A 25447-nucleotide genomic window follows, 5' to 3' on the forward strand; every position below is an offset into this window, starting at 1 on the left:
TAGCCTACAAAGTATACGAGTTCAGCGCGTAATGTGTTGGCCTCAGCCCTGAACTTTTTCGAGCCTTCGATTCCACACCGGGCCCACTGCTACGGTCGTGTCACTTCGGCGCGACACCGCGCCGCGCGGCCTTCGACCAGTGGCCGCCACGCCGGAGTTAACCGCGCAACGCACCCACACCACGCGAGTTCCGGCATGCCCGCTCGCGTCTTTCGAGGAGCCTCAATGATGAGATCTGACCGTGCCCTGTCCCGCCGAAGCACTCTCGGCATCCGTTCTGCCGTGACCGGGCTCAGCCTGATGCTGGTCATGCTGCTCACCTTCTTCTTCCTGACCACAGGGCGGCTGGCAAGCGGTGCCGGAGAACTCTCCAACGGGGCAGTCCAACTGCACAACGGCTCTCTGAAAGTCGCCGGTGGCGCCGCAAAACTTGCCGAGGGCGCCGAGACCCTGTCGGTGGGAGCCGCCTCCGCAGCCTCCGGAGCGACCGACCTCCAGGCCGGGGCGACCCGGGCCAACACGGGCGCCGGCAGCCTGGCGACAGGCGCGGCGAGCGCCTCGGCCGGGGCAGGCACCCTTCTTGAGGGAGCGCTCACCAGCGTCACCGGCAGCACCAGGCTGGTGCTCGGAGCCGAGTCGGCCGCGCGGGGCGCGGAAACGTTGTCCGCCGGCGCCGCCACCGCCGCCACCGGAGCGAACGCTCTCGCCACGGGTGCCGGAGCTGCTGCGACCGGCGCGGCGACTCTCGCCGTCGGCGTCGCCACGGCAGGGAGCGGTGCCACGAAGGTTTTAGCCGGCGCGACGCAGGTTGCCGCGGGTGCGGTTACTCTGGCCGCCGGCGCCGGCCAGGTCACCCTCGGCGCAACGACGGCTCGCGACGGCTCGGTCCGGCTGGCCGCTGGGACAGCATCCGCCGCCCAAGGCGCTGACATGGCCCGGCGCGGCGCCGAGGCCCTCGCGCTGGGAGCAACAGGGCTCGCCGGCGGCGCCGGCAGCGTTGCTGCGGGCGCCACGAAGCTGGATGCCGCCCTCGCCACTCTCGTCGGCCAGGTCGAGGCAGACACGATCACCCCGGACGCCCTTCTGGCCACCCTCAAGGGACTGAGCTCCGCCGCCTCCACCCTGCACACGGGCACAACGGGAGTCGAGTCCGGGACCGTCGCCTTCCGGGACGGTTCCGCCGCCCTCCTCGACGGACTGACGCCGCTGAGCGCGGGCACGGCGGTGCTCCAGACCGCATCCGCGGAACTTCGCGACGGGCTCACCACCCTCGCCACCGGTACGGCCCGCGTGTCGGGCGGAGCGGTCGAGCTGGCCGCGGGCGCAGGTGCCCTCGCTACGGGCGCCTCGGAACTCCAGGTCGGCACGCAGGCACTCACCGCAGGTTCCGAACGTGTCGCGGTCGGCACCAGCGCGGTCTCCACCGGGGCGAGCTCCCTCCAGAGCGGCACCGGTCGAGTAGCGGCCGGCGCCTCGTCGTTGTCCACAGGAGCGACGACACTGGCGATGGGCGCTGTGAGTCTCGCCGATGGCGCAACCCGCATCTCGATCGGTGCAGGGTCGCTGGCAGAGGGCACGCAGACCCTTGCGGCGGGGGCGTCCACGCTGGCCCTCGGAACCACCGCCCTCGAATCCGGGTCCAGTTCACTGGCCGTGGGCACCGAGAAGGTGTCGGCCGGATCGGGCACTCTTCTGGACGGCGCGACCACACTCGCGGTTGGCACCGCCGAGCTGAGTGCGGGCAATACGAAGGTGGTCGAGGGTTCAGGTCGGCTGGCCGACGGCGCCGACACAGTGAGCTTCGGACGCGCGGCGCCCGGAATCATCGTCCTGGTCGGCCTGGCCCTGGCGGGGGCAGCCGTCTGGCTGCTCCGCCGCGTGAGGATGGAGCGCTGACCGACAACCGGTACGCTGCGGGGTCCGGATTGACTAATCCGGGCCCCGCTCTGTTCGGCCCGACAGTGAATCAGGGCATGCGCCGGCCCCGCACAGGGCGCTCCCAGCCGGGGAGGTATTGGTGCAGCTACCGTAATTTTATTGTCTCTGCATAAGTTATAACCGACCCTCACCCCCGAAGGATGCCGCCCCCATGACTGTTCCTGTTCTCTCGGCCCAGAACATAGGCAAGTCCTATGGGAGCGGGGCCAATCGCTTCGACGCGCTCAAGGGTGTCTCCGTCGACATCCGTGCCGGTGAATCCATCGCCATCGTCGGTAAGAGCGGGTCCGGCAAGTCCACGCTGATGCACCTGCTGGCCCTGCTGGACGACCCGGACAGCGGGGCACTGCTGGTCGAGGGAACGGATGCCAAGAAGCTCAAGGGCAAGGAGGTGAACCGGCTCCGCAACCAGGACTTCGGGTTCGTCTTCCAGCAGTTCTTCCTCACCGCCAATGCGAGCGTGCTGGACAACGTCGTGCTCCCCCTGAAGATCGCCGGGGTCGGCCCGAAGGAGCGCAGGGCACGCGGAATGAAGGCCCTGGAACAGCTGGAGCTTGCCGACAAGGCGAAGAACAAAGCCATGAACCTGTCCGGCGGGCAGAAGCAGCGCGCCGTCATCGCCCGGGCCCTGGTCAACAACCCGAAGGTGATCTTCGCGGACGAACCGACCGGCAACCTCGACACGACTACCGGGGCCGTCGTGGAGGACATCCTTTTCTCCCTGAACAGGGACAAGGGCATCACCCTGATCATCGTCACCCACGACATCGACCTCGCGGCCCGCTGCGACCGTCAGATCTTCATCCGGGACGGACTCGAGGACGTCACCAGGTCCCCGGAAGCCATCGAGAAGCCCGCAGGAGCACACGCATGAAGTTCGTCGACATCATCACGACCGCGATCGCGAACAGCTTCCGCAGCAAGCTCCGCACCGGCCTGACCGTCATCGCCATCTTCATCGGCGCATTCACCCTCACCATCACCAGCGGCATCGGCACCGGGGTGACGAGCTACATCAACAGCCAGGTGTCGGCGATCGGGGCGGCGGATGTGCTCACGGTCTCCAAGGCCGGCGACGCCACGGCAACAGCGGATGACGGACCGGCCCCCTACGACCCGGACAAGGCCACCGCGATCAGTCTGGGCAACGGCTCACGCCCCGGCAGCACCATCCAGGCGCTCACCGACGCCGATCTCGGCACGATCGAGGCCACCAGCGGCATCGTCGGCGTCGACCCGGCGGTGCAGGTGACGCCCGACTACATCGAATACGACGACAGCGGCAAGTTCGAGTTGACCGTGAACGCCGCCGCGACCCTGACCACGGCCGACCTGGCCGCCGGGGAGCAGCTGGACAACGAGAGCACCACCGACCAGATCCTGCTTCCGACCACCTACCTCGACACCCTGGGCTTCAGTACCCCGGAATCGGCCATCGGCGAAACCGTCACGATCGGCATCGCCGACTTCGCGGGCACCCAGCAGCAGGTTCCGGCCACCGTCGTCGGAGTGCAGAACGAGACCATCCTCGGCGCCGGGGCCGGACTCAACCAGCCGCTGACCGACCGGCTGCACGCCGTGGAACTCTCCGGCACCCCCGCCGGAGCGCCGCAGAGCTACGCCACCGCGACCGCCCGGTTCGACCTGGACGCCTCCGACGCGGAGATCACCGCGATCAAGGCCGACCTCGCCGACCAGGGCTACGCCGCGCAGACCGTCGCGGATCAGATCGGCTCGTTCGAGACCGTGATCAACGTCATCATCGGCGTGCTCAACGCCTTCGCCGTGATCGCCCTGATCGCTGCCGGTTTCGGCATCATCAACACCCTGCTGATGAGCGTGCAGGAACGCACCCGGGAAATCGGGCTGATGAAGGCCATGGGCATGAACGGCGGCCGCGTCTACGCCCTGTTCAGCACCGAGGCCGTCTTCATCGGGTTCCTGGGCAGCGCCCTGGGCGCGCTCGTGGCGGTGGGCGTCGGGTCGCTGGTCAGCAACATCCTGGCCACGACCGTGTTTGAAAACCTGCCCGGGCTGCAGGTCGTGCAGTTCGCGCCGAGTTCCATCGCCATCATCATCGGCGTCGTCATGTTGATCGCCTTCCTGGCCGGCACCCTCCCGGCCCGGGCGGCGGCACGACAGAACCCGATCGACGCGCTGCGATATGAGTAGCACGGGCCTGAGCGCTCCGGGCCTGAGCCCCGCCGCGGACGAGGGGTTGCGTGCCCGCAAGCGCGCGGCCACCCAGTCGGCGCTGGAGCGGGCGGCCATCTCCCTGGCCCTCGAGCACGGCTACGACAGCGTCACGGTCGACATGATCTGCGAGGCCGCCATGGTCTCACCGCGCACGTTCTTCAACTACTTCGGCACGAAGGAGGGTGCGTTCCTGGGCGGCACGCCACCCGCGCCGACGGATGCCGAGCACCGGGCCTTCGTGCACGGCACCGGCAGGGATGTACTCGGAGACCTCGTCGGAATGATCGCCGCCGCGCTGGCCGACCAATCCCCCGACACGGACCTTCTCCGAAAACGCCGGATGCTGATCGAGCGAATCCCGGAACTCCTCACCGGGGAGATGTCCCGCATCGCGGAGCTGGAGGAGCACCTGGTGCAGCTGGTGCTCGAGCGATTCCACACCCAGGGGCATGCCGAGTCCGACACCCTCGATCAGCAAGACGAGGCGAGAATGGTCGTCTTCGTCGCCGCCAGCGTGATGCGCTACTCGATGCAGAAATGGTTCTCCGGCGGCTTCACCGGCACCCCCGCCGAGTTGCTGCACCACTCCCTGACCCTGGTGCGGCGCGTCACGGGAGCGGCTGCTCCGGCCCCTCGCTCGAGCCCGCGAGGCTAGGCGGTGACGAGGTCGTGCCAGTCGGCCAGCGGCAGGCCGTGGGCCTCGGACACGGAACGGTTCGTGACCCGACCGGCGGCGACATTCAGGCCGAGGGCCAGGGCGTCGTCGCGCTCGAGCGCCGCCTTCACTCCCAGGTTCGCCAGCGAGAGGGCGTACCGCAGCGTGACGTTGGTCAGCGCGTAGGTCGACGTGTTCGGCACGGCGCCGGGCATGTTGGCGACGCAGTAGAAGATCGAGTTGTGCACCCGGTAGGTCGGGTCCTCGTGCGTGGTCGCGTGGGTGTCCTCGAAGCAGCCACCCTGGTCCACGGCGATGTCGACCAGCACGGAGCCGGACTTCATCCGTGCCACAAGGGCGTTGGTGACCAGTTTCGGGGCCTTGGCACCTGGGATCAGCACGGAACCGATGACCAGGTCGGCATCCGTCACCGCGATCTCGATCTCATAGGAGTTGGACGCGACCGTCTTCAGCCGGCCCTGGTACTGCGCGTCGAGCTGGCGGAGGCGGTCAATGTTGATGTCGAGGATCGTGACGTCGGCGCCGAGGCCCATCGCCATGGCGGCCGCGTTGGTGCCGGCCACGCCGGCGCCCAGCACGACAACCTTGGCGGGGCGCACCCCGGGCACGCCGCCGAGCAGCACGCCCTTCCCGCCGGCCGGGGCCATCAGGGACTGCGCGCCGACCTGCACGGCCAGTCGGCCGGCGACCTCGCTCATCGGGGCCAGAAGGGGCAGCGCACGGTTGGCGGTCTGCACCGTCTCGTAGGCGATGGCGGTGACGCCCGCCTCGGTCAGGGCGCGGGTGAGGTCGGGCTCGGCAGCCAGGTGCAAGTAAGTGAAGAGGATCAGCCCCTCGCGGAAGCGGTGGTACTCGGCCGCGACCGGCTCCTTGACCTTCATCACCATGTCGGCGCGGGCCCAGACCTCGTCGGCGGAGTCGACCAGCTCGGCACCGGCCACGTGGTATTCGTCGTCGTTGATGTGCGAGCCGAGGCCGGCGCCCTTCTCGACCAGCACGGTGTGGCCGGCGGACAGGAACTCGTGCACGCCTGAGGCGGTGATGGCGACGCGGAATTCGTTGTTCTTGATTTCGTTGGGTACACCGATGATCATGGCCGACTCCGTTGCTCAGTACTGCTCAGGTGAACTTGTGACAGGGGGCTGCGGTGCCACTTTCAACGGTGAACCGCAGCCGGACCAACACTAAATCCAGCAATTCGGCCCGGGCCGGGCGTCGCTGCCGGGCCCGCACTCATGCGGCGGAGGCCGAAGCCGGCCACGGCCCGAGCAGGGGCGGAATAATGATGTTGTTCAGGGGTTTTACTACCACGTCGGGCGGGCTTGACTCCGGGGGCCGCCGGTATTGGAGACGGGGAGGCGGTTTGTCACTCGACAGATGTCGAGTCTCACTGCGGCAAACGTCGCCTGATGTCCGCCTCTGGCACACTGCGGACCCCTAGCATTGAGCTGATGAGAAGCGCGGAAATCGAAGACCTGGTCGAACATCTCGCGGCCGGCCTGGACCGCGCCCTCTCCCTCGAGGACCTCGACGGCGGCCTGCTGGCGTACAGCAGGGACCAGCCGCTCGCGGACAGCGTGCGGGTCAACTTCCTGCTGAGCAAGAGGGTGCCCGCCGACGTCAGTGCCTGGCAACTGCAGCACGGCATCAGCACGGCGGTCCGTCCGATCGCCGTTCCCGCCAACGCCGCGCTCGGGATGCTCGGCCGGGTCTGCGTGCCGCTGATGGTGCGGGGCTTCCGGGTCGGATACCTGTGGGCGATGCAGGGCTCCCACGACGAATCCCCGGAGGAGATCCTCCGGGAGTTGCCCGCCGTGCGCGGCGAGCTGGACCGGTTGGCCGAGACCCTGCTCGACACCAACACCGCCGAATCCGCGCAGCGCCGGGAGAGGGAGGCCCTGTTCCTCGCGGCCTGCCACGCGGAGACGCCCGCAATCGAGGAGATCGCGGGCTGGCCGCAGATCCATGCGACGGGTCCCTGGCACCTCGCCACCCTGATGCCCCGCCCCGACGAGCACGCCGCCGGCCACGAGGCCACGCCCGACCCCGAGGCCGGCGTTCTGCTGCAGCGCATTTCGGCGCTACACGCCACGGTCGGCATCGACGCCGCCCGGTTCAGCGCCGGCACCGAGACCCACGCGGTCGTTCTCCTGCGCGATTCGCCGGGCAAGGTGGCCCACATCGAGATGCTGCACCGCTACCGAGCCGAACTCGCCCGCCGCGGCGGCACCCCCGAACGCCCCGACCTAATGGGCTTCAGTGAGGTGTTCACCGACCTCCGACGGGTCCCGGATGCCTACATCCAGTCCCGCAAGGCGGTGCAGGCCGCCGCGGTCGACGCCCGCCTGGGCACCATCGCCGACTTCCGCCAGATCGGCGTCTACCAGTTCCTCGCGGCCAGCAGCCGCAACCTCTCCCCCGTGGAGTCGGTCTACTTCGCCGAGCTGCGGGACTTCGACGCCAACCACGAGCTGCTGCCGATGCTGGAACTGCTCTACGACACCGACGGATCGGTGCAGGATGTCGCCGCCGCCCTGCACCTGCACCGCAGCAGCATCTACAACCGGCTCGCGAAGATCCGTACACTGATCGGCGCCGACCCGCTGGGCGGCCAGGTGCGGCTGGAACTGCACCTGGCCATGAAAGCCGACCGCTGGTCGCGCCGGCCCCGAATCTAGCTGGACCCGGGGCCGCGTCAACGAGCGAGCGCGGCCTTCTCGGCGCGGGCGTCGGCCTTCCACTCCTCGATCCGGGCCTGCTGCAGCGGAGCCTTGCGGTTGACGTACCAGGCGGCACCGAGCCCGAAGAACCAGACCGGGGCCACGACGAGCGCGAGGCGGGTGTCATCGGCCTGGCCGAGGGCCCAGAGCATGAAGGCGAAGAACGCCAGCACCACCCAGGGCATGAACCGGGCACCCGGCATCTTGTACTCCGAAACCGCGTGCCGGTGCGGACGGCGGCGGAGGAAGACCAGGTAGCTGACCATGATGATGGACCAGACGAACATCGTCAGCACCGATGCCACCGAGGTGACGAGGGTGAACGCGCCCATGAAGGAGTCCCCCGTGTAGAGCAGCACCAGACCGGCCAGCAGGAAGATGCAGGAGAACAGCAGGGCGTTCTGCGGCACCTTGCGGATGCTCAGTCGACCGAACGCCTGCGGGGCGTTGCCGTCCTGGGCGAGGCCGTAGACCATCCGTGAGGTCGAGTAGATGCCGGAGTTGGCGCTTGAGGCGGCCGAGGTGAGCACGACCAGGTTGACGACGATGGCTGCTACCCCGAGCCCGGCGAGGGCGAACATACCGATGAACGGGCTGCTGCCGGGGTCGATGGTGCGCCACGGGTTGACCGACATGATGATCACCAGGGCACCCACATAGAACAGCAGCAGTCGCAGCGGAATCGTGTTGATGGCCCGGGGCAGGTTCTTCTCCGGGTCTTTCGTCTCCGCGGCCGCGGTGCCGACGAGCTCGATGCCGGCGAAGGCGAAGATGGCGATCTGGAAGCCGAGCACGAAGCCGGCGACGCCATGCGGGAACATCCCGCCGTCGTTCCAGATGTTCTCGAAGCCGGCCACGGCGCCGGAGGGTGAGGTGAAGTGCGTCATGATCATCACGAGGCCGGTGCCGATCAGGGCGAGGATGGCAATGACCTTGACCAGGGCGAACCAGAACTCGGCCTCGCCGAAGGCCTTGACGCTCGGCAGGTTGAGCACGATCAGCACGACCGGGGTGACTAGTGCCGGGATCCACAGCGGCGTGCCCGGGGCCAGCACGTCGACGTAGCCGGAGATGGCCACGATGTCGGCGACGCCGGTGACCACCCAGAACGCCCAGTAGGACCAGCCGGTGAAGAAGCTCGCCCACGGGCCGAGCAGGTCCCCGGCGAAGTCGCTGAACGACTTGTAGTCAAGGTTGGACAGCAGGATCTCGCCCATGGCCCGCATCACGAAGAAGAGCATGAAGCCGATGATCATGTAGACGAAGATCACGGATGGCCCGGCGAGAGAGATGGTTTTGCCGGCACCCATGAACAGGCCGGTTCCGATCGTGCCGCCGATGGCGAGCATCTGGATGTGCCGCCGGCTCAGCGACCGGGCCAGGCTCTGATCCGGGTGGGAGTCTCGTGCTGCGGCCCCGGTACGTGTGGTTCCGGATACCGCGGTGGTGCGTTCAGGCATGTGGCTACTTCCTCATAACGGCACAGACGCAGCCACCCAGAGGACGACCGTGTCACCCGGTCGGGTCCCCACGGTTGTGAGGCGGACCGGCTCGGGTTCTGAGGTAGCCACGCTACGACCTCGACCGGGGGACCCCGAACCCGCACGGCGCCTCGGCTGCTCCCCCGCCCGCGCCACCGTGGCCGCGGACCCGCCGTGATCGACAGGTGTCGCGCATCCGTGCACCAAAGGTCGTCGACTGTTCGGGGGCGGCGACCCTGAACCGGAGCCAGGTCAGGATCGGGTCAGGACAGGATGTCTTTCGTGGAGAACCGGCCGTAGGCCAGCGCACCGAAGACGGCGATGTAGCCCAGCTGCAGGAGCGCGTTATCGCCGAACGATCCGAGGTCCATGGGTTGCCGCAACAGGTCGGCGAAGCCCAGCCAGTAGTGGCTGAAGAGCCACGGATGCAGCCACTCCAGTTGCGGGAGCACGTCGAGGATCTGCGCCACCACCGACACGACGACCGTGGCGGCCATGGCACCCACCGGGACGTCGGTGAGCGTGGAGATGAACAGTCCGATCGCCGCGAAGCCGAGCAGGGAGACCGTCACATAGAGCGAGATCAGTGCAGAGCGCAGCAGGGATTCCGGCACGCTGATCACGTCGCCCGAAAGCAGCGTTACCGGGCCGACCGGGAACAGCGCGGCCCCGATCAGGGTTCCGGCCACCGCCAGGGTCAGGGTCGCGGCCAGGCAGAACACGGCGACGCCGGCGTACTTGACGAGCAGCAGGCGCACCCGGCCGGCCGGGGCCACCAGCAGGTAGCGCAGGGTTCCGAGGCCGGCCTCCCCAGCGATGGTGTCTCCGGCGACGACACCGATCGTGAGCGGGAGGAACAGCGGGATGGCCACGATCATGGCGGTGAACGCCACGAAGAGTCCGTTCTGGGTGACGCGGTCGAGGAAAGGCGGTCCCTCGCCCGGGGCCAGGGTCTCCGAGGACAGCCGTACGGCGACGGCGAGCAGGATCGGGATCAGTGCGACGGCGACGAGCATGGCCCAAGTGCGGCGGCGGCGGAACAGCACCGTCAACTCGGAGCCGAGCAGGGCCAGTCCGGCCGATCGGCGCCTGCTCGGGCTCGGGCTCGGGCCCGTGTTCGTGCTCGTGTTCGTGTTCGTGTTCGTGTTCGTGTTCGTGTTCGTAAGGGGCACGCTATTGGAGGACATCGAAACCTTCTCCGGTCAGTGCCACGAAGCGTTCTTCCAGGCTGGACTCCTCGATCAGGAAACCGCGCACGCGCACACCGCCGGCCACGAGGGCCGCGACGATGGTCTCCGGCCGGCCGGTCAGGCCGGTCGACAGGTCTCGGGGCAGCGGAGCCGCGACCCACGGGTCCTGATCGGGCACGTCGCTTCGCACCGGGGTGAGGCCGAGTCGGGTCAGCACGGCGGATGCCGCGGCGGCATCCGGTGTGCGCACGCGCACCCGCGTCTGGCCGACGTGACGCAGCTCGGCCAGCGTGCCCTGGGCCACGAGGTTGCCGCCGCTCATCACCGCGGCGTGGGTGCACATCTGCTCCACCTCGGCGAGCAGGTGGCTCGAGACGAAGACCGTGGTGCCCTCGGCCGCAAGCGACCGCACCAGGCTGCGCACCTCGCGGGTGCCCTGCGGGTCGAGCCCGTTGGTGGGCTCGTCGAGCACGAGCAGTTCCCGCGGCTGCAGCAGCGCGTTGGCGATGCCGAGTCGCTGTTTCATTCCGAGTGAGTAGGCGGCCACCTTTTTGCCGGCGGCGTGGGTGAGACCCACTCGCGCCAAAGCCTGCTCGACCCGCGCGACGCGCGTGCGGGACGGGGCATTGCGGTCGGCCGTGTCGAGCCGGCGCAGGTTGGCGGCGCCGGAGAGGAACGGGTAGAACGCGGGCCCCTCCACGAGTGCCCCGACGCGGGGCAGCACGTCGTGAAGACTGTCGGGCATGCTCTGGCCCAGAAGGCGAATCTGCCCGCCGCTGGCCTGGGTCAGGCCGAGCAGCATGCGAATGCTGGTGGTCTTGCCGGAGCCGTTGGGGCCGAGAAACCCGAAAACCGACCCGCGCGGAACGGCCAGGTTGATTTCATTCACGGCGATCTGCCCGCCAAAGCGCTTGGTGAGACCCCGGCTCTCGATCGCAAGATCGGAAGCCGGGGTGACGGAGGTCACTGTGTCGTGATCATTGGGCGTCGGCGGCGGCCTGGAGCAACTCCACGGGAACGGACCCGGCGAAGACACGACCGTCGTCGGCCAGGAAAACGTTGACGAGGGCGGTAGAGAACAGCTGCCCGCCGTCGACCGCAGTCGCAAGTTCCGACAGCATCGGGTTGGCACTGAGTTCGGATGGAACGGATGCCGCGGGCACCTCCACGATGGCGTCCCAGCCGGTTCCCGTCACGACGGGAACGTTCTCGGCCGGGATCTCGGGCTTGGGCTCGTCGGCAGGCATCTCAGGCATGACCGGCAGGGCGACCTCTTCAACGGTGGCGCCGGCCGGCGGGGTGAAGTCGAACAGGTCGGCAGACGGTGTGCTGAAGTCGACCTCGGTGAAGCCGACCTGGAAGGCCGGGTCTTCCTGACCGGCGGCACGCACGGTGACCTGCAGCGGCACGCCCGTCTCGGAGTCGACCGAGATGGACACCGATTCGATCAGGGTCTGGGTGGCCTTGGGAGTGAGAACCAGCTCGTAGGCGGTGCGACCGGCCACGGTGCCGTCGGTGCCGACCGAGACGGTCGTGCTCGGGTCGATCTCGCTCAGGAAGCGGTCGGCGACCTGCGAGGGCGTCGACAGGTCGGCTGGGGCGGTGGCGGCCATCTCGGCGATCTTCGCCTGCGCGGTGGCCCGGGCGTCGGCGGGGATGGCCAGGTGGCTGGCGGTGTTCGTCTCGGAGTCGTAGGCCCAGACATCCGTGCCGTTGCTCACCACGTTGCGCTCCGCCATGCGGTCCTGGATCTGCACGCGCGCCTTCGCAGGGCCGCCGGCATCGCTGCCGTCGACGTAGACCCGGGCCGTGTGGGATCCGCTGAAAAGTTCCATGACGGATGCGAGCGCGCCTGTAGCCGCAGCCCCGGGCTCAGCCGTGCCCTCCGGCGCGGACTCGGACGTCGACTCGCCCATGGACCCGGCCATGCCGGCGCCGAGGTCGATGTCGGGCAGGCCCAGCTCGGCGGTCTTCTCGACGGTTCCGGAGAAGGCGTTCACGGTGCTGTCGCTGAACATCAGGAGGACCTGCTCGGGCGTCTTGTCGGGCAGGTCAACGGCGGCACCGGCCTGCAGCGGCACGGCAAGCACGCCAGCGACGATGACAACCGGAACGACGATGGCGGGGAGCCACTTGACTGAATTGCGTGACATGATCAACGACCTGTTCCGAAACGAATCATACTGTGATGCTACGCCGAGGCTCTGACAGTGGGCTTGGAATCCCGCTGGGAGGTTGCCCACAAACGGCGGCGCGCCTAACCGAAGAGTTCACCCAGCCAGTTGTCCTTCTTCTTGGGCCGATACCCGTCACGATTGTCGTAGCCGCGGTCCCGGTCGTCGTGGCTCCGATCACGGTCGCCGTATTGCGGCGCACGAGTGCGCGGGTCCGGGTATTGCTGCACCGGTGTGGCGGCAACCGGCTGGACCGGTGCAGCCTGGGCGAATTCTTTTTCGGCCCGGTCGAGGATCTTGTCGAGCTCGCCTCGGTCGAGCCACACGCCGCGGCAGTCGGGGCAGTAGTCGATTTCCACGCCACTGCGTTCGCTCATGACGAGGGTGGTTGAGTCGTTGGGGCACTTCATGGGATCCTCCGGGACGTCGTGGGGTTCCGATCCTAGACAGCCAGGCCGGGCTGATCCTGAGAGCCGCCGGGGACAGCGGTCGCCCCGGTGGGTAGTGGGGCGATTCTCACCCGTGTTCAGGGCCCCGTCTGGCTGGTCGTCTTCCGCACAGCTGCCCCTGGGCAATACGTCACCGCCGAAGACGTTCTCGACCTCCTGGTCGCGTTCGGTTGGATCGACGGCGCCATCCGCAACGAACGAGTCAGGAGCAACGGTGAGCCGGGCACTGTTGATTCCGCTCCACAGCGGTCAGCTTCCTGATCAAGCGCGTCCTTCTCGACGTCGTTGATGAGCCGTTGCACGTGACAGCTGTCGACCACTCCCTAGCCTGCTGAGGCGTGTGGTGCCGCCCAATCCATGGAGTGCCCAACCTGGGTGGCAGTGAGGCGTGTGGTGCCGCCGCAGTTGGTGCATTCGTTGGCGTAAGACTTCGCCAGGGGGAATAAAGGCACGAAGAACAGCGTGAATTTCGTAGACTTTTTCACCACCTGCTGCTGTGCGAGAACCCCGCAATATCCGCACACGAACGAGACAACGTTTATCACCGCACGATGGGCACGGGTGCCGAAGAGTAGGAACATGATCTACTTTCCCAGCGTCGCAGAGTGGTCGGGCAGGTTGGGAATCCTCTGGGCAGTGTCCGCCTTTTTCGACTTCGACATTGTGGTCGTTCCTGGTACCTGGGGGACCTTCCCGGCGCCGCCCTCAGCAAGGAATGCCAGCCGTCGCAGGGTCTCCACGTTTCGCATCCGGATCGCCGAGTCACGTAGGAATAGGGGCACGAACCGGCCGGGGCCGGCGGTGGCGTCCTCGGTGATGCGGACCATGCATCCGTTGCCTCGCGCTTTGACGTCGACGGCCACATGGGCCTCGCCGACCGGCCAGCCACGCGCCTTGAAGAGCGCATGCCGGGGTGGGTCCCATTCCAAAGCAGACGTGGAGTCGTCGATCAGGGCCGGCCAGACACCCACCGAGTGATGGATGGCGCTCCCTGCTTCCGGCCACGTCGCATCGACAGCCCGCATTCGCGAGGCTCCGACTACCCAGCTCGGGTAGAGCCAGCCGTCGGCCAAGACTGCGAAGACGTTCTCGGGCGGGCAGTTCATGGTGTGGTGGCTCACGGCCACAGTGTCACCTATTTCTGGTTGGTCGTTATCTGATTGGTCGATTTCTGCGTGGTCGGGGAGAGATCGGGGGCGGTGAGCACCCCGAGGTCGTGGCGAAGAGCGCTCAGAGCCGCGTGCCAGCCGGCCAGACCATGCACGCCCGGGCCCGGCGGCGTGGACGACGAGCACAGGTACACCCCGTTCAAGGGAGTGCGCCAGGGGTCCGGGGACAGGACCGGCCGCCGGAGGAGTTGGGTCAGACTCACCTCGCCAGCCGAGATGTCCCCGCCGATGTAATTGGGGTTCAGCTGTTCCATCTTCGTGGCGGTGCGACCCGTGCTGGCCAGGATCGTGTCGCGGAACCCCGGGGCGTAGCGCTCGATCTGGCGCACGATCGCGTCGGTCTGGTCGATGGTGGAACCGCGCGGAACATGGGTGTACGCCCAGAGGGTGTGCTGACCGGCCGGAGCGCGACTGGGGTCGATGCCGCTGGGCTGGGACACGAGAACATAGGGCTCCTCGGCGTGACCGCCGCGTGCGACGGTGTTCTCAGCTCGCCGCATCTGCGCCCGGGTGCCACCCACGTGCACGGTGCCCGCCGCCCGCAACCCGGTGGCCTGCCAGGGCACCGGATCTGAGATGGCGAAGTCGACCTTGGCGACGCCGTTGCCGTAGCGGAAGGCGCGAAGCTTTCTCGCGTATGCGTCGGGCAGCTCGCCCTCGGCAAGCCGCAGCAGCGCCCGAGGCGTCAGGTCCAACATCACCACCCGGGCCGGTGGCAGGTCGCTCAGCCGCCGCACCTCGGTCGACGTGACGATCTCGCCACCGTGAGCGAGCAGGTCGTCGACCAGCGCGGCCACGATCGCGCCACTGCCGCCCACCGGGATCGGCCAACCGCCGGCGTGGGCGTACGTGGCAAGAGTGAGACCGGCACCGGAGGTGGCGACGCTGGGCAGGGCCCTGATCGTGTGCGCACTGACGCCGGTGAGCAGGGCGGGCGCGATCTCACCCGAGAAACGCAGGTCCCAGAGCGGACTGCCCTGTTCGAGGGCGCGCAAGCCGAAGCGCAAAGCGGTGGCCGGGTGCTGTGGCAGCCGCAGAAGCTGCGCGCCGGTGAACTCGGCCACCTGCTCAGCATGGGACACGAGGGGCGCGAACAACCGGTTCCAGGCCGGGCCGTCCCGGCCCAGCTCGGCAACGGTCCGCGTCAGGCTGCGATAGGCGAGGCCCGCGGTGCCGCCCGGCAACGGGTGGCCGTAGGAGACCTCCGGAACGACCAGTTCGATCCGGTCCGCGAGCCCGAAACGTTGAAAGAACTGGGAAGCCAACGCAAGCGGGTGCACGGCGGAGCAGACGTCGTGGTGGAAGCCCGGCAGGGTCAGTTCCGCGGTGGCGGCGCCGCCACCGACGTTGGCGGACTTTTCGTAGACGCGCACGGAGAGCCCGGCTCTGGCCAGGGTCACCGCTGCAGCCAGGCCATTCGGCCCGGAGCCGACCACGATCGCGTCGACGTCCGTCACTTTTCGCTGCACAGTCACCATCTCATCCCCCACTCGTTCTCGGAAGAGTCTCCCCGTCGGTCCTGACATCGTTCACAGGAACCAGGTGGCCGACGGCCGTCTAATGCCCCACGGCGATGAGACGCCACATCCGCTTCCGAGACCAGCCGCGGAGCCACGCCGCCGAGCCGGAGGCATGCGGCGGGTGCCGACACTCGACGTCACACTGAGCCCACTCGCGTACTTCTGAATTGATCTCGTCGCCGCTCACTATCGTCAACTAGTATTGACGAATGCAGGCGGAGCGATTGAGAACACTTGTCGGAGCGATGGACGGCAAGGGACCAGCTGAAGCACTGCAAATCATTGCCGAGCTCCATCGAGAGGTGGGGCGCAGTGAGGCAGGCCTCGTTCGCAGTGCTCGTCAGGCCGGGCTGTCATGGGAGGCCATTGCTCAGTGCCTCGGCGTAACCAAACAGGCAGTGCACAAGAAGTACGGCAAACGGTAGCGCGCAGTCAGGCAGCCGCTCCAGCGCCGAGGACCGCACAGCCCCATCGAACTGCACAAACGTTTAGAACCCGACCGCTCAGCGATGACTTCTGGGCGCTTTCGCCTCAACCTGCTGCAACATCACATCGAAGCGAGATCGCGGTGGCACCGAACCACTGGCGTCAACCGACGTTGACTTTCGGCGAATGGATCACCTATGGTTTGATCGAACGCATCGTCAACAAAGATTGACGAGCAACGAGAACGGGCGGAAAGGAAGCTTTCATGGAGATTGGCTGGACTGGGGATGCTGAACTCGTTCATGCTGTGGGCCGCGTCTTCCGTTCAACCGGAGCAGCAGCAGCAGTGGCAGTGATCACCCCTCAGGGCGGATTGACCGCAACTGTGGGTGCGGACCACCATTCCACCTTCGAGATCGGCTCGATCTCGAAGGCACTCACGGGCATGTTGTATCGCGACGCGACCGAGCGCAGTCTCGTCTCGCAGACAACAATCCTTCGCGACTTGCTTCCGCTCGAAGGCCACGGAAAGGTCGGCTCAGTGCGCCTGAGTTCCCTGTCCATTCACCGTTCCGGTCTTCCCGGTTTACCGCCCGGGATGCATGCACTTCGCCGCACCGTCGACTTCTGGTTCCGAGGGCAAAACCCTTACGGTGATTCGCTCGCTGATCTCCTCGAACAGACTCGCAACGTGCGAGTCGGCTCTGCCCGACCCAGGTACTCGAACCTCGGTTTTCAGTTGCTGGGGCACGCCGTGGCGCAAGGCGCCGCGACTAGCTACGAACGACTCCTGCACGAGGTCCTGGGCGAGGGATTCTCGACGCCCATCCGCGCTGATGACCTTGGGCCGATGGATCTGACTGGGTTCAGCCGATTCGGACGCCCACTGCCCGCTTGGGTAGGTGAGGGGCTCGCGCCGGCAGGAGGCGTCCGCGCGACGATAGGCACGATGCGGGGCTTCCTCAGCTCGATCCTCGACGGATCGGCGCGGGGTCTTTCCGCGCTCGAGCCGGTCTCAAAATACTCTTCCAGGGTCGGTATCGGTGCAGGGTGGATCACACTCGAGTTCCAGGGCCGCGCAATCACTTGGCACAACGGCAGTACCGGGGGGTTCAGCAGCTGGATCGGTCTCGACCGAGATGCGGGCGTCGGAGTTGTGGTGCTCGCGGCAATGCATGGGTCCGTCGACAGGCAGGGATTTCGCCTCCTGACGGAATTCGCTGCATCCCGGAGAAGCGCCATTGTTTCTCGCTGAAACTTGGCGAGCAGAACGGTCGGGAGCAGGGCCGTTGGCCTCGGTGCACGACCGCAGCCGTGAGCAGCCGGGTCGTTTCGGGACGGGTCCGTGACTTCGGGCAGCGATCGTCAGTTCGAGGAGCGTGCGCCTCCCGACGACGAGTCCCCGCCGAAGGTTCGACGATTGCCGCTGCTCCCTGTCACCTCCCAGTCCGATGGCGCTCCCGGCCTCGGCGGCCGGAGGGCGGGGCCGAATCTTGGTGATCCCGGGCGTGGCGGAGATGCCGGTGTCTGTCGCCGCGGTCATCACGGGGGTCGACGGAGCGGCGGCGCGAGCGTGCCGATCGTGACGGTCGTGTCCGTGGAGACGACGGACACGTCGCCGGCGAGGTCGGTCGCCTTCGCGGTCACGGTGCGGGCGCCGTCCGGGAGCAGGCTCGAGGTGATCGAGTATGTGGTCGTCGTGGTGGTCAGGCTTCCGATCGGCGTGGTGCCGTCGTAGACGGATGACGAGGGTTGCGACTGTCGCCGACCACGGACGCCCCGGTGTACAGGGTCACGGTCGCCCCGGTCTCCGTGGTCCCGGTGAACACCGGGGTGGTCACGTTCGTGTTGCGGTTTCGAGCAGGATCGCCAGCTTCCTGGTTCCCGCGGACGGGTTCGAGGACTTCGCCAGCGGATTGCTCGGTGGGAAATCCTCCAATTTTCCGCCGCCCCTGGAATAGCCACCCCCAGGTTGAGTTCGCGGTCGGTACATGTTTGTCGCAGCGGAAATCGCTGATGTCAAAAAAATTGGCCCTACATGATCGTCACCGGTCACCAGACGGTTGCGCTAGCCGACCGCCCCCGACCTGTCAGGGTCTCGTAATGTTTTCGTCGTTGCGCTCAACGCTCGATGTGGTTTGACTGATCTCGTCGAAAGGAACCCATGTCCACAGCGGCGAGCGCACTAGTCGACGCCCCGGAGATGTCGCGCGCTTCGAGAATCATGATCGCCGCGCTCCGCTGCGGCGTCGCCCTCATGTGGATCCAAAATGTCGCGTGGAAGGTACCCCCGGACTTTGGCCGGGCGAATAACGACGGCCTGTACTTTTGGGCCGGCCTGGCCGTTTCGCATCCGGTGTTCGCGCCGTATTCAACGTTCGTCGACGTGGTCGTGCTGCCGAACATTGTCGTCTTCGGATGGTTCACGCTTCTGATCGAGGGCGGGCTGGGCGCTTTCCTGCTTGTCGGCCTCGCGACACGATTCTGGGCCGTCGTCGGTATCGGCCAAACATTGGCGATCACCCTCTCGGTGCTGTTCGCACCCGATGAGTGGCAGTGGTCGTACTACCTGATGGGGCTCGCTCATCTCGCCCTCTTCGCGACTGCGGCCGGGCGCTGCTATGGAGTCGACGGACTACTGCGCACGTCGTGGTCGGCGTCATCCGGACGACTCTCACGTCTCATGTTGAGGGTGTCGTGACAAGCGTCTTCGGAACATCGACGGCCTACGACCGCGGGACGGTAGTGATCGGTGCCGCCGCGATCGTTCTTGCCGGTTTCGTCTTCGGCACCTCGCTCCCCACTGAGTTTCGATTCGTGAACATCGGACTGGTCGGCGCGAGCATCCTGGTGGCCGCCGGCATTCTCGCGATCGTGAGCGGCATCATCCGGAGCCGGCTGCTGCGATTGATTGCAGGGACGCTGCTGACGGGAGCCGCCCTCCTCCAGCTCGTGGGCCTCGCCCTGTCGGTCCGGCCTCTCGGCGGTGACGCCTCAGCGATGGCGGTGGCCGGCGGCCTGGGCATGGCACTGCTCGCACTCTCGTTGTCACCAGCTCCCCCAGCCCAGCCGCACGACCCGACGAAAGGCAGACCGTGATCGATGTTGTCAAATTACTGAATCCCGTTGTGGAGATCGCCCGCCGGCATGCGCATGACGTGGATGCTGAGGGCCGCTTTCCCGAGGAAGCGGTCGCCGCGCTGCGGTCATCGGGACTGCTTGGACTGACTCTTCCAACCGAGGTCGGTGGGCTGGGCCGAGGACCGCGGGAGCTTGTACTGGTGGCCGGTGCCCTCGCCGGCGCCTGCGGGTCGACAGCGATGATCTACCTCATGCACGTGAGCGCCGCGATGCCGATCGCTGCGGCGCCGCCCACCGGGATGCCGGGACTGCTCGCCGACCTCGCGAGCGGCCGCTCGCTCGCGTCGCTGGCCTTCTCCGAAGCAGGTTCGCGCTCCCACTTCTGGGCGCCCGTTTCGCGAGCGACATCGATACCGGAGGGCATCCGGGTTTCCGCGAAGAAGAGCTGGGTCACCTCGGCCGGCCACGCAGACGTCTACGTCATCTCCACGGGCACACCGGATGCGGAGGGTGTGGACCTCTTTGCGATCCCCGCCGGCACGACCGGCCTGTCGATCGATCGCCCGTGGAAGGGCATGGGATTCCGTGGGAACTCTTCGAGCCCGATGACCGTCGACGTCGACACGACCGAGGGCTTCCGTCTAGGCGCGGCGGGTGGAGGGTTCGATCTGATGATGGGGCAGGTGTTGCCGTGGTTCAACCTGGGCAACTCCGCCGTGTCGATCGGTCTCAGCCGAGCCGCGGTCGACGCCGCGGTACGGCACACGATGGGAGCGCGGCTCGAGCATCTCGATCAGAGCCTGTCGTCTTTGCCGACCATCCGGGCACAGCTCGCGAAGATGTCGATCGATCTCGCCAATGCGAGCGCCTACCTCGACGTGGCCGCGGGCAAGGTCGCCGCTCCCGAAGACGACACTCCCCTTTTCGTGCTCGGAAGTAAAGCATCGTCAAACGATGCTGCGCTGCGTGTCACGGATGTCGCCATGCGCGTGTGCGGCGGAGCGGCGTTCTCTGAGCACCTGCAGATCGACCGCTACTTCCGCGACGCGCGAGCGGGACACGTGATGGCCCCGACATCCGACGTGCTCTACGAGTTCTATGGTCGTGCGATCACCGGCCGATCCCTCTTCGATGCGCCGACGGCTGCTGCCGGGGCTCCACAGCCCGAGACGGCCGGGGCCGCAGCATGAACGCTCCACTCGTCATCGGCTCGGTCGCCTACTCGCCCAACGTCGTACCGATCTGGGAAGGGTTGCGGGACTACTTTGCCGAGACCACGACACCGATCGACTTCGTGCTGTTCTCCAATTACGGCAGGCAGGTCGATGCTCTCATCTCCGGATCGCTCGATCTCGCCTGGAACACCAACCTCGCCTGGGTGCGCACCGTCGCCCAAACCGATGGCGCATGCCGCGCTCTCGCCTCGCGCGACACGGATCTCGTCTTCAAGACGGTGTTCGTGGCTCGCTCGGGGAGCGGGTTCACCTCGCTCGAGAGCCTTCGCGGCCGCCGCCTGGTTCTAGGATCGCGTGATTCGGCCCAGGCGGCGATCCTTCCGATTCACTTCCTGCGCGAGGCCGGCCTCGGTGAGGGAGACGTCAGTCTCACCCGGATCGACAGCGACGTGGGAAAACACGGCGACACCGGTCGAAGCGAGCTCGATGCCCTGCGTGCAGTGCTCGACGATCGGGCGGATGCCGCCGCGATCGGCATCAACACGTGGAACGCCATCGGGCGAGGTGAGTTGCTGCCCGGGGCGTTCGAATCGTTCTGGACTTCACCTGAGTACAGCCACTGCAACTTCACCGCGATGCCGTCGCTCACTATTGAGCGCGCGGATCTCTGGGTCGCGAATCTGCTCGCAATGGATTGGCAGAATCCGCAGCATCGTCCGATCATGGAGATGGAGGGCCTGCAGGCCTGGGTTCCTCCGAGGCTTGAGGGCTACTCGTCCCTCGTTGCCGCCGTGAGCGAGCAGAGAATCGCCCCGAGATGGTGACCCCGACCTCGCCCGTGAGCCCGTCGGTGGCCGAACCCACCGCGATGGGTGTCGTCCTCGACCTCATCGAAGGCATCGGGCGTGTACCGAGGGGCGGGACGGTGACTGTCGGACTTCGACAAGCGCACCGTGCTGCCGCGCTCGGCCTCGTTGCGGCGTGGTGTGCCGCGAGCGGCAACGAGATCGTCGTGGCCGAGGAAACGACCCTGACCGTTCGTCACGGGCGCACCCCCGACCCGCTCGCGCAACTCGACCCCGCTCAACGACCGGGATCGCGGGTGTGGGTCTACACGAACTTCGACTGCAACCTCGCCTGCGACTACTGTTGCGTTCGCTCGTCACCGAAGGCGGAACGGCGGGCGATTGGGGCCGACCGGCTCCAACAGATCGCGCGTGAGGCCGCCGACGCGGGGGTCGGCGAACTCATCCTCACGGGGGGCGAGCCGTTCCTTCTGAACGACCTCGATGATCTCGTGAAGTCGTGCACCGACGCACTTCCCACGACACTGCTCACCAACGGAATGCTGTTCCGAGGCGCTCGACTCGAGCGCCTGCGCCGAATGGATCGGTCCCGGCTCACCCTCCAGGTCAGCGTCGATTCAGCCACTCCGGCCATCCACGACAGTCACCGCGGAACCGGGTCGTGGGCGAAGGCCGTCAGCGGCATCCGCATCGCGCATGAGGAGGGGTTCCGCGTGAAGGTCGCGGCCACTCTTCCCGCCGATCAGATGCACGAGCTCGATCCATTCCACGTCTTCCTCGACACCCTCGGAATCTCACGCGAGGATCAGGTCATTCGCGCGCTCGCGCACCGCGGTGTCGCCGACTCCGGCATCGAGCTCACGGTCGACTCGCTGATCCCCGAGGTCACGATCACAGCCGACGGTGTGTACTGGCATCCGGTCGCGGCCGATCACGACGACCAGTTCGTGACTCGAGACATCTTCCCCCTTGCGGATGCGATCGCAGAGATCACCCGCCGTTTCGTGGCACACCGCCGCGCGGCCGACCGCGCCGCGGAGTGGTTCCCCTGCGCCTAGCGAGACGACCCGAACTATTCCCTTCAGCGGGCCACGGTCAAGCGGGGCCAGGACGCCGGCACCGGAGGCCGCTTCGATCTCTCCGAAAGTTCCCAACAGGAACTCACCAAGGTCTTCTTGGCCACCCGTGAGTCGATGGAGGGTAAGCGGATCAACGAGGTCTTCAGCGAGGACTTCCTCACCACCACCTTCTGGATGTATTGGCGAACCATGTTCGCCTTCGAGGAGCGGCACTCCGCTCTCGAGATGAAGCTGTACCTGAACCGCTTCATCCACCTCATCGGCGGACTGCCCGACTTCACGGCCCTGAAGTTCACGAAATACAACCAGTACGAGTCCCTTGTGCTGCCCTTGTACCGTTGGTTGCTCGACCAGGGCGTGACATTCAGGTTCGGCACGGAGGTCACCGACGTCGACTTCGCGATCACGGCCGACCGCAAAACCGCCACGGCCATCCACTGGATCGCTGAGGGCGTCAGCGGCGGCATCGATCTCGGCGACGATGACCTCGTACTCACCACAATCGGCTCACTGACGGAAAACTCCGACAACGGGGACCAGCACACACCGGCAAAGCTTGACCAGGGCCCAGCCCCGGCCTGGGACCTGTGGCGCCGCATTGCCGCACAGGACCCGTCGTTCGGGCACCCGGACGTCTTCGGCTCGCACATACCGCAGACCAAGTGGGAGTCGGCAACGGTCACAACGCTGGACAGGCGCATCCCTGCGTACATCGAGAAGATCGCCAAACGCGATCCATTCAGCGGGAGGGTCGTCACCGGCGGCAGCGTCACCGCCACGGACTCCTCCTGGCTGCTGAGCTGGACCGTCAACCGCCAGCCGCACTTCAAGCAGCAACCCCAGGACCAGATCGTGGTCTGGGTGTACTCGCTTTTCGTCGACAAGCCTGGCGACTACGTGAAGAAGTCCATGCAGGAGTGCACCGGTGAGGAGATCACTCAGGAGTGGCTCTACTACATGGGCGTCCCTCTAGCCGAGATCGCCGAGCTCGCCGCGGAGGCCGCCACGTGCGTGCCCGTGATGATGCCCTACATCACGGCGTTCTTCATGCCCCGGCAAGCAAACGACCGACCCGCTGTGGTCCCGTCCAACGCGGTCAATTTCGCGTTTCTCGGTCAGTTCGCCGAAGCCGGGACCCGAGACACCATCTTCACGGTCGAGTATTCGGTGCGCACCGGAATGGCACGAGTGCCCGAAGAGCCTTCCCGAACACCACTCCCCTGAACGCCGTGCGATTTCCCGCAGCGACACACCGTCGCTCTTGTGAAGGCGAGGAACTCACGCCCAATCTTCCACTCTGATCATCCAGCCAATCGTGGTCGAGTGGATTAGTTTTACAGCCGTAGTCGGTGGGCTCCTGGGCAAGGTTCGTTCGCGGCAGCACGCCTGGGCCGCGGCAATACGCGTGCTCCCGCGCGGGGTACCTTCGTGACACAACCTGGCAGGCGGGCATCGTCGAGTCCTCGACCCGACGCCGCGGCGCGCTTGGTTATTGGGCCCCGCACCGCGTCCAGGGTTCATGTCATGCGTCTAGCGACCGCCTCCGGCCTAGCTCGTGTTCAACGTGCCCCGGTTTGGATGCACGCTGGTTTACACGCCGCGGAGCAACCAGTCGTTGTCAGGGTTTCTTCCACCCTCGGGGTCAGGTGAGTCCGAAGCCGGCACGGACATGCTCTGCTCGTCCACTGGCACTCGAGCGGGCAAGACCAGCCAGCGGTCCAGCGGCGCCGCGACCCCAGGACCAGGTTCGTCTTCCTCAACATTTTCGTTCGAGTCCCCGATCACGTGGTCCACCTTCCGTTCGTCAACCTCACCGTCCAACTGTGTGATCCACCTAGACGACTGTCATGCTCCTCGCTCGAGTACCCGCCGCCCCCGAGATCGCAAACCGGCCGCCCCAACTGGAACGACTCCGTTCAGCCCTGCTGCTGAGTGTACGCCCGTCTATAGCTGGCCTCCCGGCGCCCATCCTTGGTGTTTGTTGCCAGACAAGCGCGGGCGATGAACTGGCAATCGTTGGATCACGTGGCCTGATGCCCGGCGAATCCATGGGTAGCAGCTCTGGTCGAGAACGACCGAACACCTCTGGACAAGGACCCCGCAGCTTGTGGAGGCGTTCATCTTCATCTACATAGATTGATGTCACTATTCGGCCGGAGGCCGGCCGAGTCGGCCTAGCTGCGTCGGTCGCTGGTTCTCTCTTCGAGTTGCTCGTTGTCGTCATCCTCAACCATCTCGCTGAGAACTTCGGATGGTGATTCAACGTCACCGCGCCACGCCTCAACGCCTTCCCGGATCGCGAGCACAGCGACGACGAGAGCCGCAACGGAATCGGCCCAGGCCCAGCCGAATAGGCTGTTGAGCAGCAAGCCGATGAGGACGGTTCCGGAGAGATAGATACACAACACGAGTTGCCTGGCATCGGCCATCACGCTTTTCGATCCGAGTTGGCGGCCGGTTCCAAATTCGATCCAAGCCAGCACGGGCATGACCAGCAGGCTGAGGGTCGCAATGCCGATACCAAGCGGGCTGTGGTCCACGTCCTGGGCTCCGGTGAGTGAGAGTACGGAGTCGGTGACCACGTATGCGGCCAAGGCAAAGAACGCAATCCCGATCGCGCGCACTGTCGCCTTCTCCCAGCGCTCCGGGTCCTTCCGGGTGAACTGCCAGGCAATGGCTAGAGCAGAGAGCACTTCCACGATCGAATCGAGGCCAAACCCGATCAGTGCGGCGGAGGACGCCAACGCGCCGGCCCAGATTGCCACGACAGCTTCGATCACGTTGTAGATGATCGTGAAGGCGACAATGAACCGCACCCGGCGGTGCAGGACTGCTCGGCGGGCCGCGGTCACTGTGGCAGTCATCAGGTCGCCTCGCAGCAGCCTGCGATCGAGCATGCCGGGTCGAGGCAGGGTGCGTTCTCCTCAACGGCCAGCGTCACGTCGACCAGCGCGGTTAGCGCCCGGCCGAGGTGTGGGTCTGCAATTTCGTAGCGGGTCTGTCGCCCCTCAGTTTGTGCCACGACGATGCCGCAATCTCGCAGACACGTGAGGTGGTTTGACACGTTAGAGCGGCCGAGTCCCAGGTCACGGGAGAGTATGGCCGGGTAGCTCGGGCCGTCCAGCAGGGTGATGAGGATGCGAGAACGCGTCGGGTCCGCCATCGCGCGGCCCAGCCGGTTCATCACGTCAATACGGGTAGTAATAGTCAGCACATGATGACTATACATCGAACACTGTATTAACAAGGTGCCAGAATACGGCAGAACTGCGCGTGCGCCGTCCTTCGAAGTAGCGGTCGAATCGAGAAAGCGGCGGGCACGAGCGCTCTCCTCGGCCGTGATCGAGCGGACGACCGAGCCGCCTTC

At 66.5% G+C, this 25447-nt stretch carries 24 protein-coding genes and 1 pseudogene; 14 read left to right on the forward strand and 11 right to left on the reverse strand.

Annotation, left to right across the window (positions count from 1 at the left end; all coding sequences use genetic code 11):
* Window positions 1-225 precede the first annotated feature (225 nt).
* From E3O67_RS16215 to E3O67_RS16230, 4 genes are all read left to right on the forward strand, one after another.
* Complete coding sequence (locus E3O67_RS16215; RefSeq protein ID WP_167726698.1) at window positions 226-1896, forward strand: hypothetical protein; 1671 nt, start codon at window positions 226-228, stop codon at window positions 1894-1896.
* Window positions 1897-2089: 193 nt separating this feature from the next.
* The gene (locus tag E3O67_RS16220) at window positions 2090-2812 is read left to right on the forward strand and encodes an ABC transporter ATP-binding protein (RefSeq protein WP_134428799.1); all 723 of its coding nucleotides are present in this window, start codon (window positions 2090-2092) and stop codon (window positions 2810-2812) included.
* The gene (locus E3O67_RS16225) at window positions 2809-4110 is read left to right on the forward strand and encodes an ABC transporter permease (RefSeq protein ID WP_134428797.1); all 1302 of its coding nucleotides are present in this window, start codon (window positions 2809-2811) and stop codon (window positions 4108-4110) included. Before E3O67_RS16220 ends, E3O67_RS16225 begins: the two co-directional genes overlap by 4 nt.
* A complete protein-coding gene (locus tag E3O67_RS16230) occupies window positions 4103-4789 on the forward strand; it encodes a TetR/AcrR family transcriptional regulator (RefSeq protein ID WP_134428795.1) in 687 nt (228 codons plus the stop codon). The genes E3O67_RS16225 and E3O67_RS16230 overlap by 8 nt, the downstream gene beginning before the upstream one ends.
* Here the strand turns inward: E3O67_RS16230 and ald are convergent.
* A complete protein-coding gene (gene ald, locus E3O67_RS16235; RefSeq protein ID WP_134428793.1) occupies window positions 4786-5904 on the reverse strand; it encodes an alanine dehydrogenase in 1119 nt (372 codons plus the stop codon). The two genes, E3O67_RS16230 and ald, sit on opposite strands and share 4 nt — an antisense overlap.
* A 357-nt stretch (window positions 5905-6261) precedes the next feature.
* Here ald and E3O67_RS16240 point away from each other — a divergent pair, with 357 nt between their 5' ends.
* Window positions 6262-7488 carry a CdaR family transcriptional regulator gene (locus E3O67_RS16240; RefSeq protein WP_134428791.1) on the forward strand — a complete coding sequence of 409 codons (1227 nt, stop codon included), beginning with the start codon at window positions 6262-6264 and terminating at the stop codon, window positions 7486-7488.
* A gap of 17 nt (window positions 7489-7505) precedes the next feature.
* On the opposite strand, the gene E3O67_RS16245 is transcribed toward E3O67_RS16240, so the two are convergent.
* The 8 genes from E3O67_RS16245 to E3O67_RS16280 form a co-directional block, all read right to left on the reverse strand.
* Window positions 7506-8990: an amino acid permease gene (locus tag E3O67_RS16245; RefSeq protein WP_134428789.1), complete on the reverse strand. Its 1485-nt coding sequence runs from the start codon at window positions 8988-8990 to the stop codon at window positions 7506-7508.
* Between the two features lie 284 nt (window positions 8991-9274).
* On the reverse strand, window positions 9275-10198 hold the full coding sequence (locus E3O67_RS16250; protein ID WP_134428787.1) for an ABC transporter permease: 924 nt from the start codon (window positions 10196-10198) through the stop codon (window positions 9275-9277).
* The gene (locus E3O67_RS16255; RefSeq protein WP_134428785.1) at window positions 10185-11168 is read right to left on the reverse strand and encodes an ABC transporter ATP-binding protein; all 984 of its coding nucleotides are present in this window, start codon (window positions 11166-11168) and stop codon (window positions 10185-10187) included. Before E3O67_RS16255 ends, E3O67_RS16250 begins: the two co-directional genes overlap by 14 nt.
* Before the next feature lie 10 nt (window positions 11169-11178).
* A complete protein-coding gene (locus E3O67_RS16260) occupies window positions 11179-12354 on the reverse strand; it encodes a DUF2092 domain-containing protein (RefSeq protein WP_134428783.1) in 1176 nt (391 codons plus the stop codon).
* A gap of 104 nt (window positions 12355-12458) precedes the next feature.
* Window positions 12459-12785: a zf-TFIIB domain-containing protein gene (locus E3O67_RS16265; RefSeq protein ID WP_134428781.1), complete on the reverse strand. Its 327-nt coding sequence runs from the start codon at window positions 12783-12785 to the stop codon at window positions 12459-12461.
* A 362-nt stretch (window positions 12786-13147) separates the two neighbouring features.
* Window positions 13148-13405 (reverse strand): zinc-ribbon domain-containing protein, encoded by a 258-nt coding sequence (locus E3O67_RS16270; protein WP_134428779.1) that lies wholly within the window; start codon window positions 13403-13405, stop codon window positions 13148-13150.
* A gap of 3 nt (window positions 13406-13408) precedes the next feature.
* Complete coding sequence (locus tag E3O67_RS16275; protein ID WP_241982254.1) at window positions 13409-13945, reverse strand: SRPBCC family protein; 537 nt, start codon at window positions 13943-13945, stop codon at window positions 13409-13411.
* Window positions 13946-13959: 14 nt separating this feature from the next.
* On the reverse strand, window positions 13960-15450 hold the full coding sequence (locus E3O67_RS16280) for an NAD(P)/FAD-dependent oxidoreductase (protein WP_134428864.1): 1491 nt from the start codon (window positions 15448-15450) through the stop codon (window positions 13960-13962).
* A 272-nt stretch (window positions 15451-15722) separates the two neighbouring features.
* On the opposite strand from E3O67_RS16280, the gene E3O67_RS17570 reads away from it, so the two are divergent.
* From E3O67_RS17570 to E3O67_RS16320, 9 genes and pseudogenes are all read left to right on the forward strand, one after another.
* Window positions 15723-15938: an AsnC family protein gene (locus tag E3O67_RS17570; protein WP_134428777.1), complete on the forward strand. Its 216-nt coding sequence runs from the start codon at window positions 15723-15725 to the stop codon at window positions 15936-15938.
* A 266-nt stretch (window positions 15939-16204) separates the two neighbouring features.
* Window positions 16205-17194, forward strand: a complete 990-nt coding sequence (locus E3O67_RS16290; RefSeq protein ID WP_134428775.1) for a serine hydrolase — start codon at window positions 16205-16207, stop codon at window positions 17192-17194.
* A gap of 327 nt (window positions 17195-17521) precedes the next feature.
* Entirely contained in the window at window positions 17522-17677 is a 156-nt protein-coding gene (locus E3O67_RS17095; RefSeq protein ID WP_166786935.1) for a hypothetical protein, read from the forward strand.
* A 426-nt stretch (window positions 17678-18103) separates the two neighbouring features.
* On the forward strand, window positions 18104-18640 hold the full coding sequence (locus E3O67_RS16295; RefSeq protein WP_134428773.1) for a DoxX family protein: 537 nt from the start codon (window positions 18104-18106) through the stop codon (window positions 18638-18640).
* Window positions 18637-19038, forward strand: a complete 402-nt coding sequence (locus tag E3O67_RS16300; protein ID WP_134428771.1) for a hypothetical protein — start codon at window positions 18637-18639, stop codon at window positions 19036-19038. Before E3O67_RS16295 ends, E3O67_RS16300 begins: the two co-directional genes overlap by 4 nt.
* Window positions 19035-20210, forward strand: coding sequence for an acyl-CoA dehydrogenase family protein (locus E3O67_RS16305; RefSeq protein ID WP_198417161.1), 1176 nt, complete (start codon window positions 19035-19037; stop codon window positions 20208-20210). The genes E3O67_RS16300 and E3O67_RS16305 overlap by 4 nt, the downstream gene beginning before the upstream one ends.
* Complete coding sequence (locus E3O67_RS16310; RefSeq protein ID WP_134428769.1) at window positions 20207-21019, forward strand: phosphate/phosphite/phosphonate ABC transporter substrate-binding protein; 813 nt, start codon at window positions 20207-20209, stop codon at window positions 21017-21019. Before E3O67_RS16305 ends, E3O67_RS16310 begins: the two co-directional genes overlap by 4 nt.
* Complete coding sequence (locus tag E3O67_RS16315; RefSeq protein ID WP_198417160.1) at window positions 21013-22059, forward strand: radical SAM protein; 1047 nt, start codon at window positions 21013-21015, stop codon at window positions 22057-22059. The genes E3O67_RS16310 and E3O67_RS16315 overlap by 7 nt, the downstream gene beginning before the upstream one ends.
* Window positions 22060-23271: pseudogene (locus E3O67_RS16320) on the forward strand (oleate hydratase); the annotation flags it as partial. It lies immediately after the preceding gene.
* A gap of 983 nt (window positions 23272-24254) precedes the next feature.
* Here E3O67_RS16320 and E3O67_RS16325 read toward each other — a convergent pair.
* Both E3O67_RS16325 and E3O67_RS16330 read right to left on the reverse strand, forming a co-directional pair.
* The gene (locus E3O67_RS16325; protein WP_134428767.1) at window positions 24255-24944 is read right to left on the reverse strand and encodes a cation transporter; all 690 of its coding nucleotides are present in this window, start codon (window positions 24942-24944) and stop codon (window positions 24255-24257) included.
* Entirely contained in the window at window positions 24944-25294 is a 351-nt protein-coding gene (locus tag E3O67_RS16330; protein WP_134428858.1) for a helix-turn-helix transcriptional regulator, read from the reverse strand. The genes E3O67_RS16325 and E3O67_RS16330 overlap by 1 nt, the downstream gene beginning before the upstream one ends.
* Window positions 25295-25447 lie beyond the last annotated feature (153 nt).

Source organism: Cryobacterium sp. TMT3-29-2 (assembly GCF_004564305.1).
In the GTDB taxonomy this organism is placed as follows: Bacteria; Actinomycetota; Actinomycetes; order Actinomycetales; family Microbacteriaceae; genus Cryobacterium; species Cryobacterium sinapicolor.

Bases quoted from the DNA above. Each gene is read 5' to 3' on its own strand.
- E3O67_RS16215 (WP_167726698.1), top strand. From the start codon at position 226: ATGATGAGATCTGACCGTGCCCTGTCCCGCCGAAGCACTCTCGGCATC.
- E3O67_RS16220 (WP_134428799.1), top strand. From the start codon at position 2,090: ATGACTGTTCCTGTTCTCTCGGCCCAGAACATAGGCAAGTCCTATGGG.
- E3O67_RS16225 (WP_134428797.1), top strand. From the start codon at position 2,809: ATGAAGTTCGTCGACATCATCACGACCGCGATCGCGAACAGCTTCCGC.
- E3O67_RS16230 (WP_134428795.1), top strand. From the start codon at position 4,103: ATGAGTAGCACGGGCCTGAGCGCTCCGGGCCTGAGCCCCGCCGCGGAC.
- ald (WP_134428793.1), bottom strand. From the start codon at position 5,904: ATGATCATCGGTGTACCCAACGAAATCAAGAACAACGAATTCCGCGTC.
- E3O67_RS16240 (WP_134428791.1), top strand. From the start codon at position 6,262: ATGAGAAGCGCGGAAATCGAAGACCTGGTCGAACATCTCGCGGCCGGC.
- E3O67_RS16245 (WP_134428789.1), bottom strand. From the start codon at position 8,990: ATGCCTGAACGCACCACCGCGGTATCCGGAACCACACGTACCGGGGCC.
- E3O67_RS16250 (WP_134428787.1), bottom strand. From the start codon at position 10,198: ATGTCCTCCAATAGCGTGCCCCTTACGAACACGAACACGAACACGAAC.
- E3O67_RS16260 (WP_134428783.1), bottom strand. From the start codon at position 12,354: ATGTCACGCAATTCAGTCAAGTGGCTCCCCGCCATCGTCGTTCCGGTT.
- E3O67_RS16265 (WP_134428781.1), bottom strand. From the start codon at position 12,785: ATGAAGTGCCCCAACGACTCAACCACCCTCGTCATGAGCGAACGCAGT.
- E3O67_RS16270 (WP_134428779.1), bottom strand. From the start codon at position 13,405: ATGTTCCTACTCTTCGGCACCCGTGCCCATCGTGCGGTGATAAACGTT.
- E3O67_RS17570 (WP_134428777.1), top strand. From the start codon at position 15,723: ATGCAGGCGGAGCGATTGAGAACACTTGTCGGAGCGATGGACGGCAAG.
- E3O67_RS16290 (WP_134428775.1), top strand. From the start codon at position 16,205: ATGGAGATTGGCTGGACTGGGGATGCTGAACTCGTTCATGCTGTGGGC.
- E3O67_RS16295 (WP_134428773.1), top strand. From the start codon at position 18,104: ATGTCCACAGCGGCGAGCGCACTAGTCGACGCCCCGGAGATGTCGCGC.
- E3O67_RS16310 (WP_134428769.1), top strand. From the start codon at position 20,207: ATGAACGCTCCACTCGTCATCGGCTCGGTCGCCTACTCGCCCAACGTC.
- E3O67_RS16315 (WP_198417160.1), top strand. From the start codon at position 21,013: ATGGTGACCCCGACCTCGCCCGTGAGCCCGTCGGTGGCCGAACCCACC.
- E3O67_RS16325 (WP_134428767.1), bottom strand. From the start codon at position 24,944: ATGACTGCCACAGTGACCGCGGCCCGCCGAGCAGTCCTGCACCGCCGG.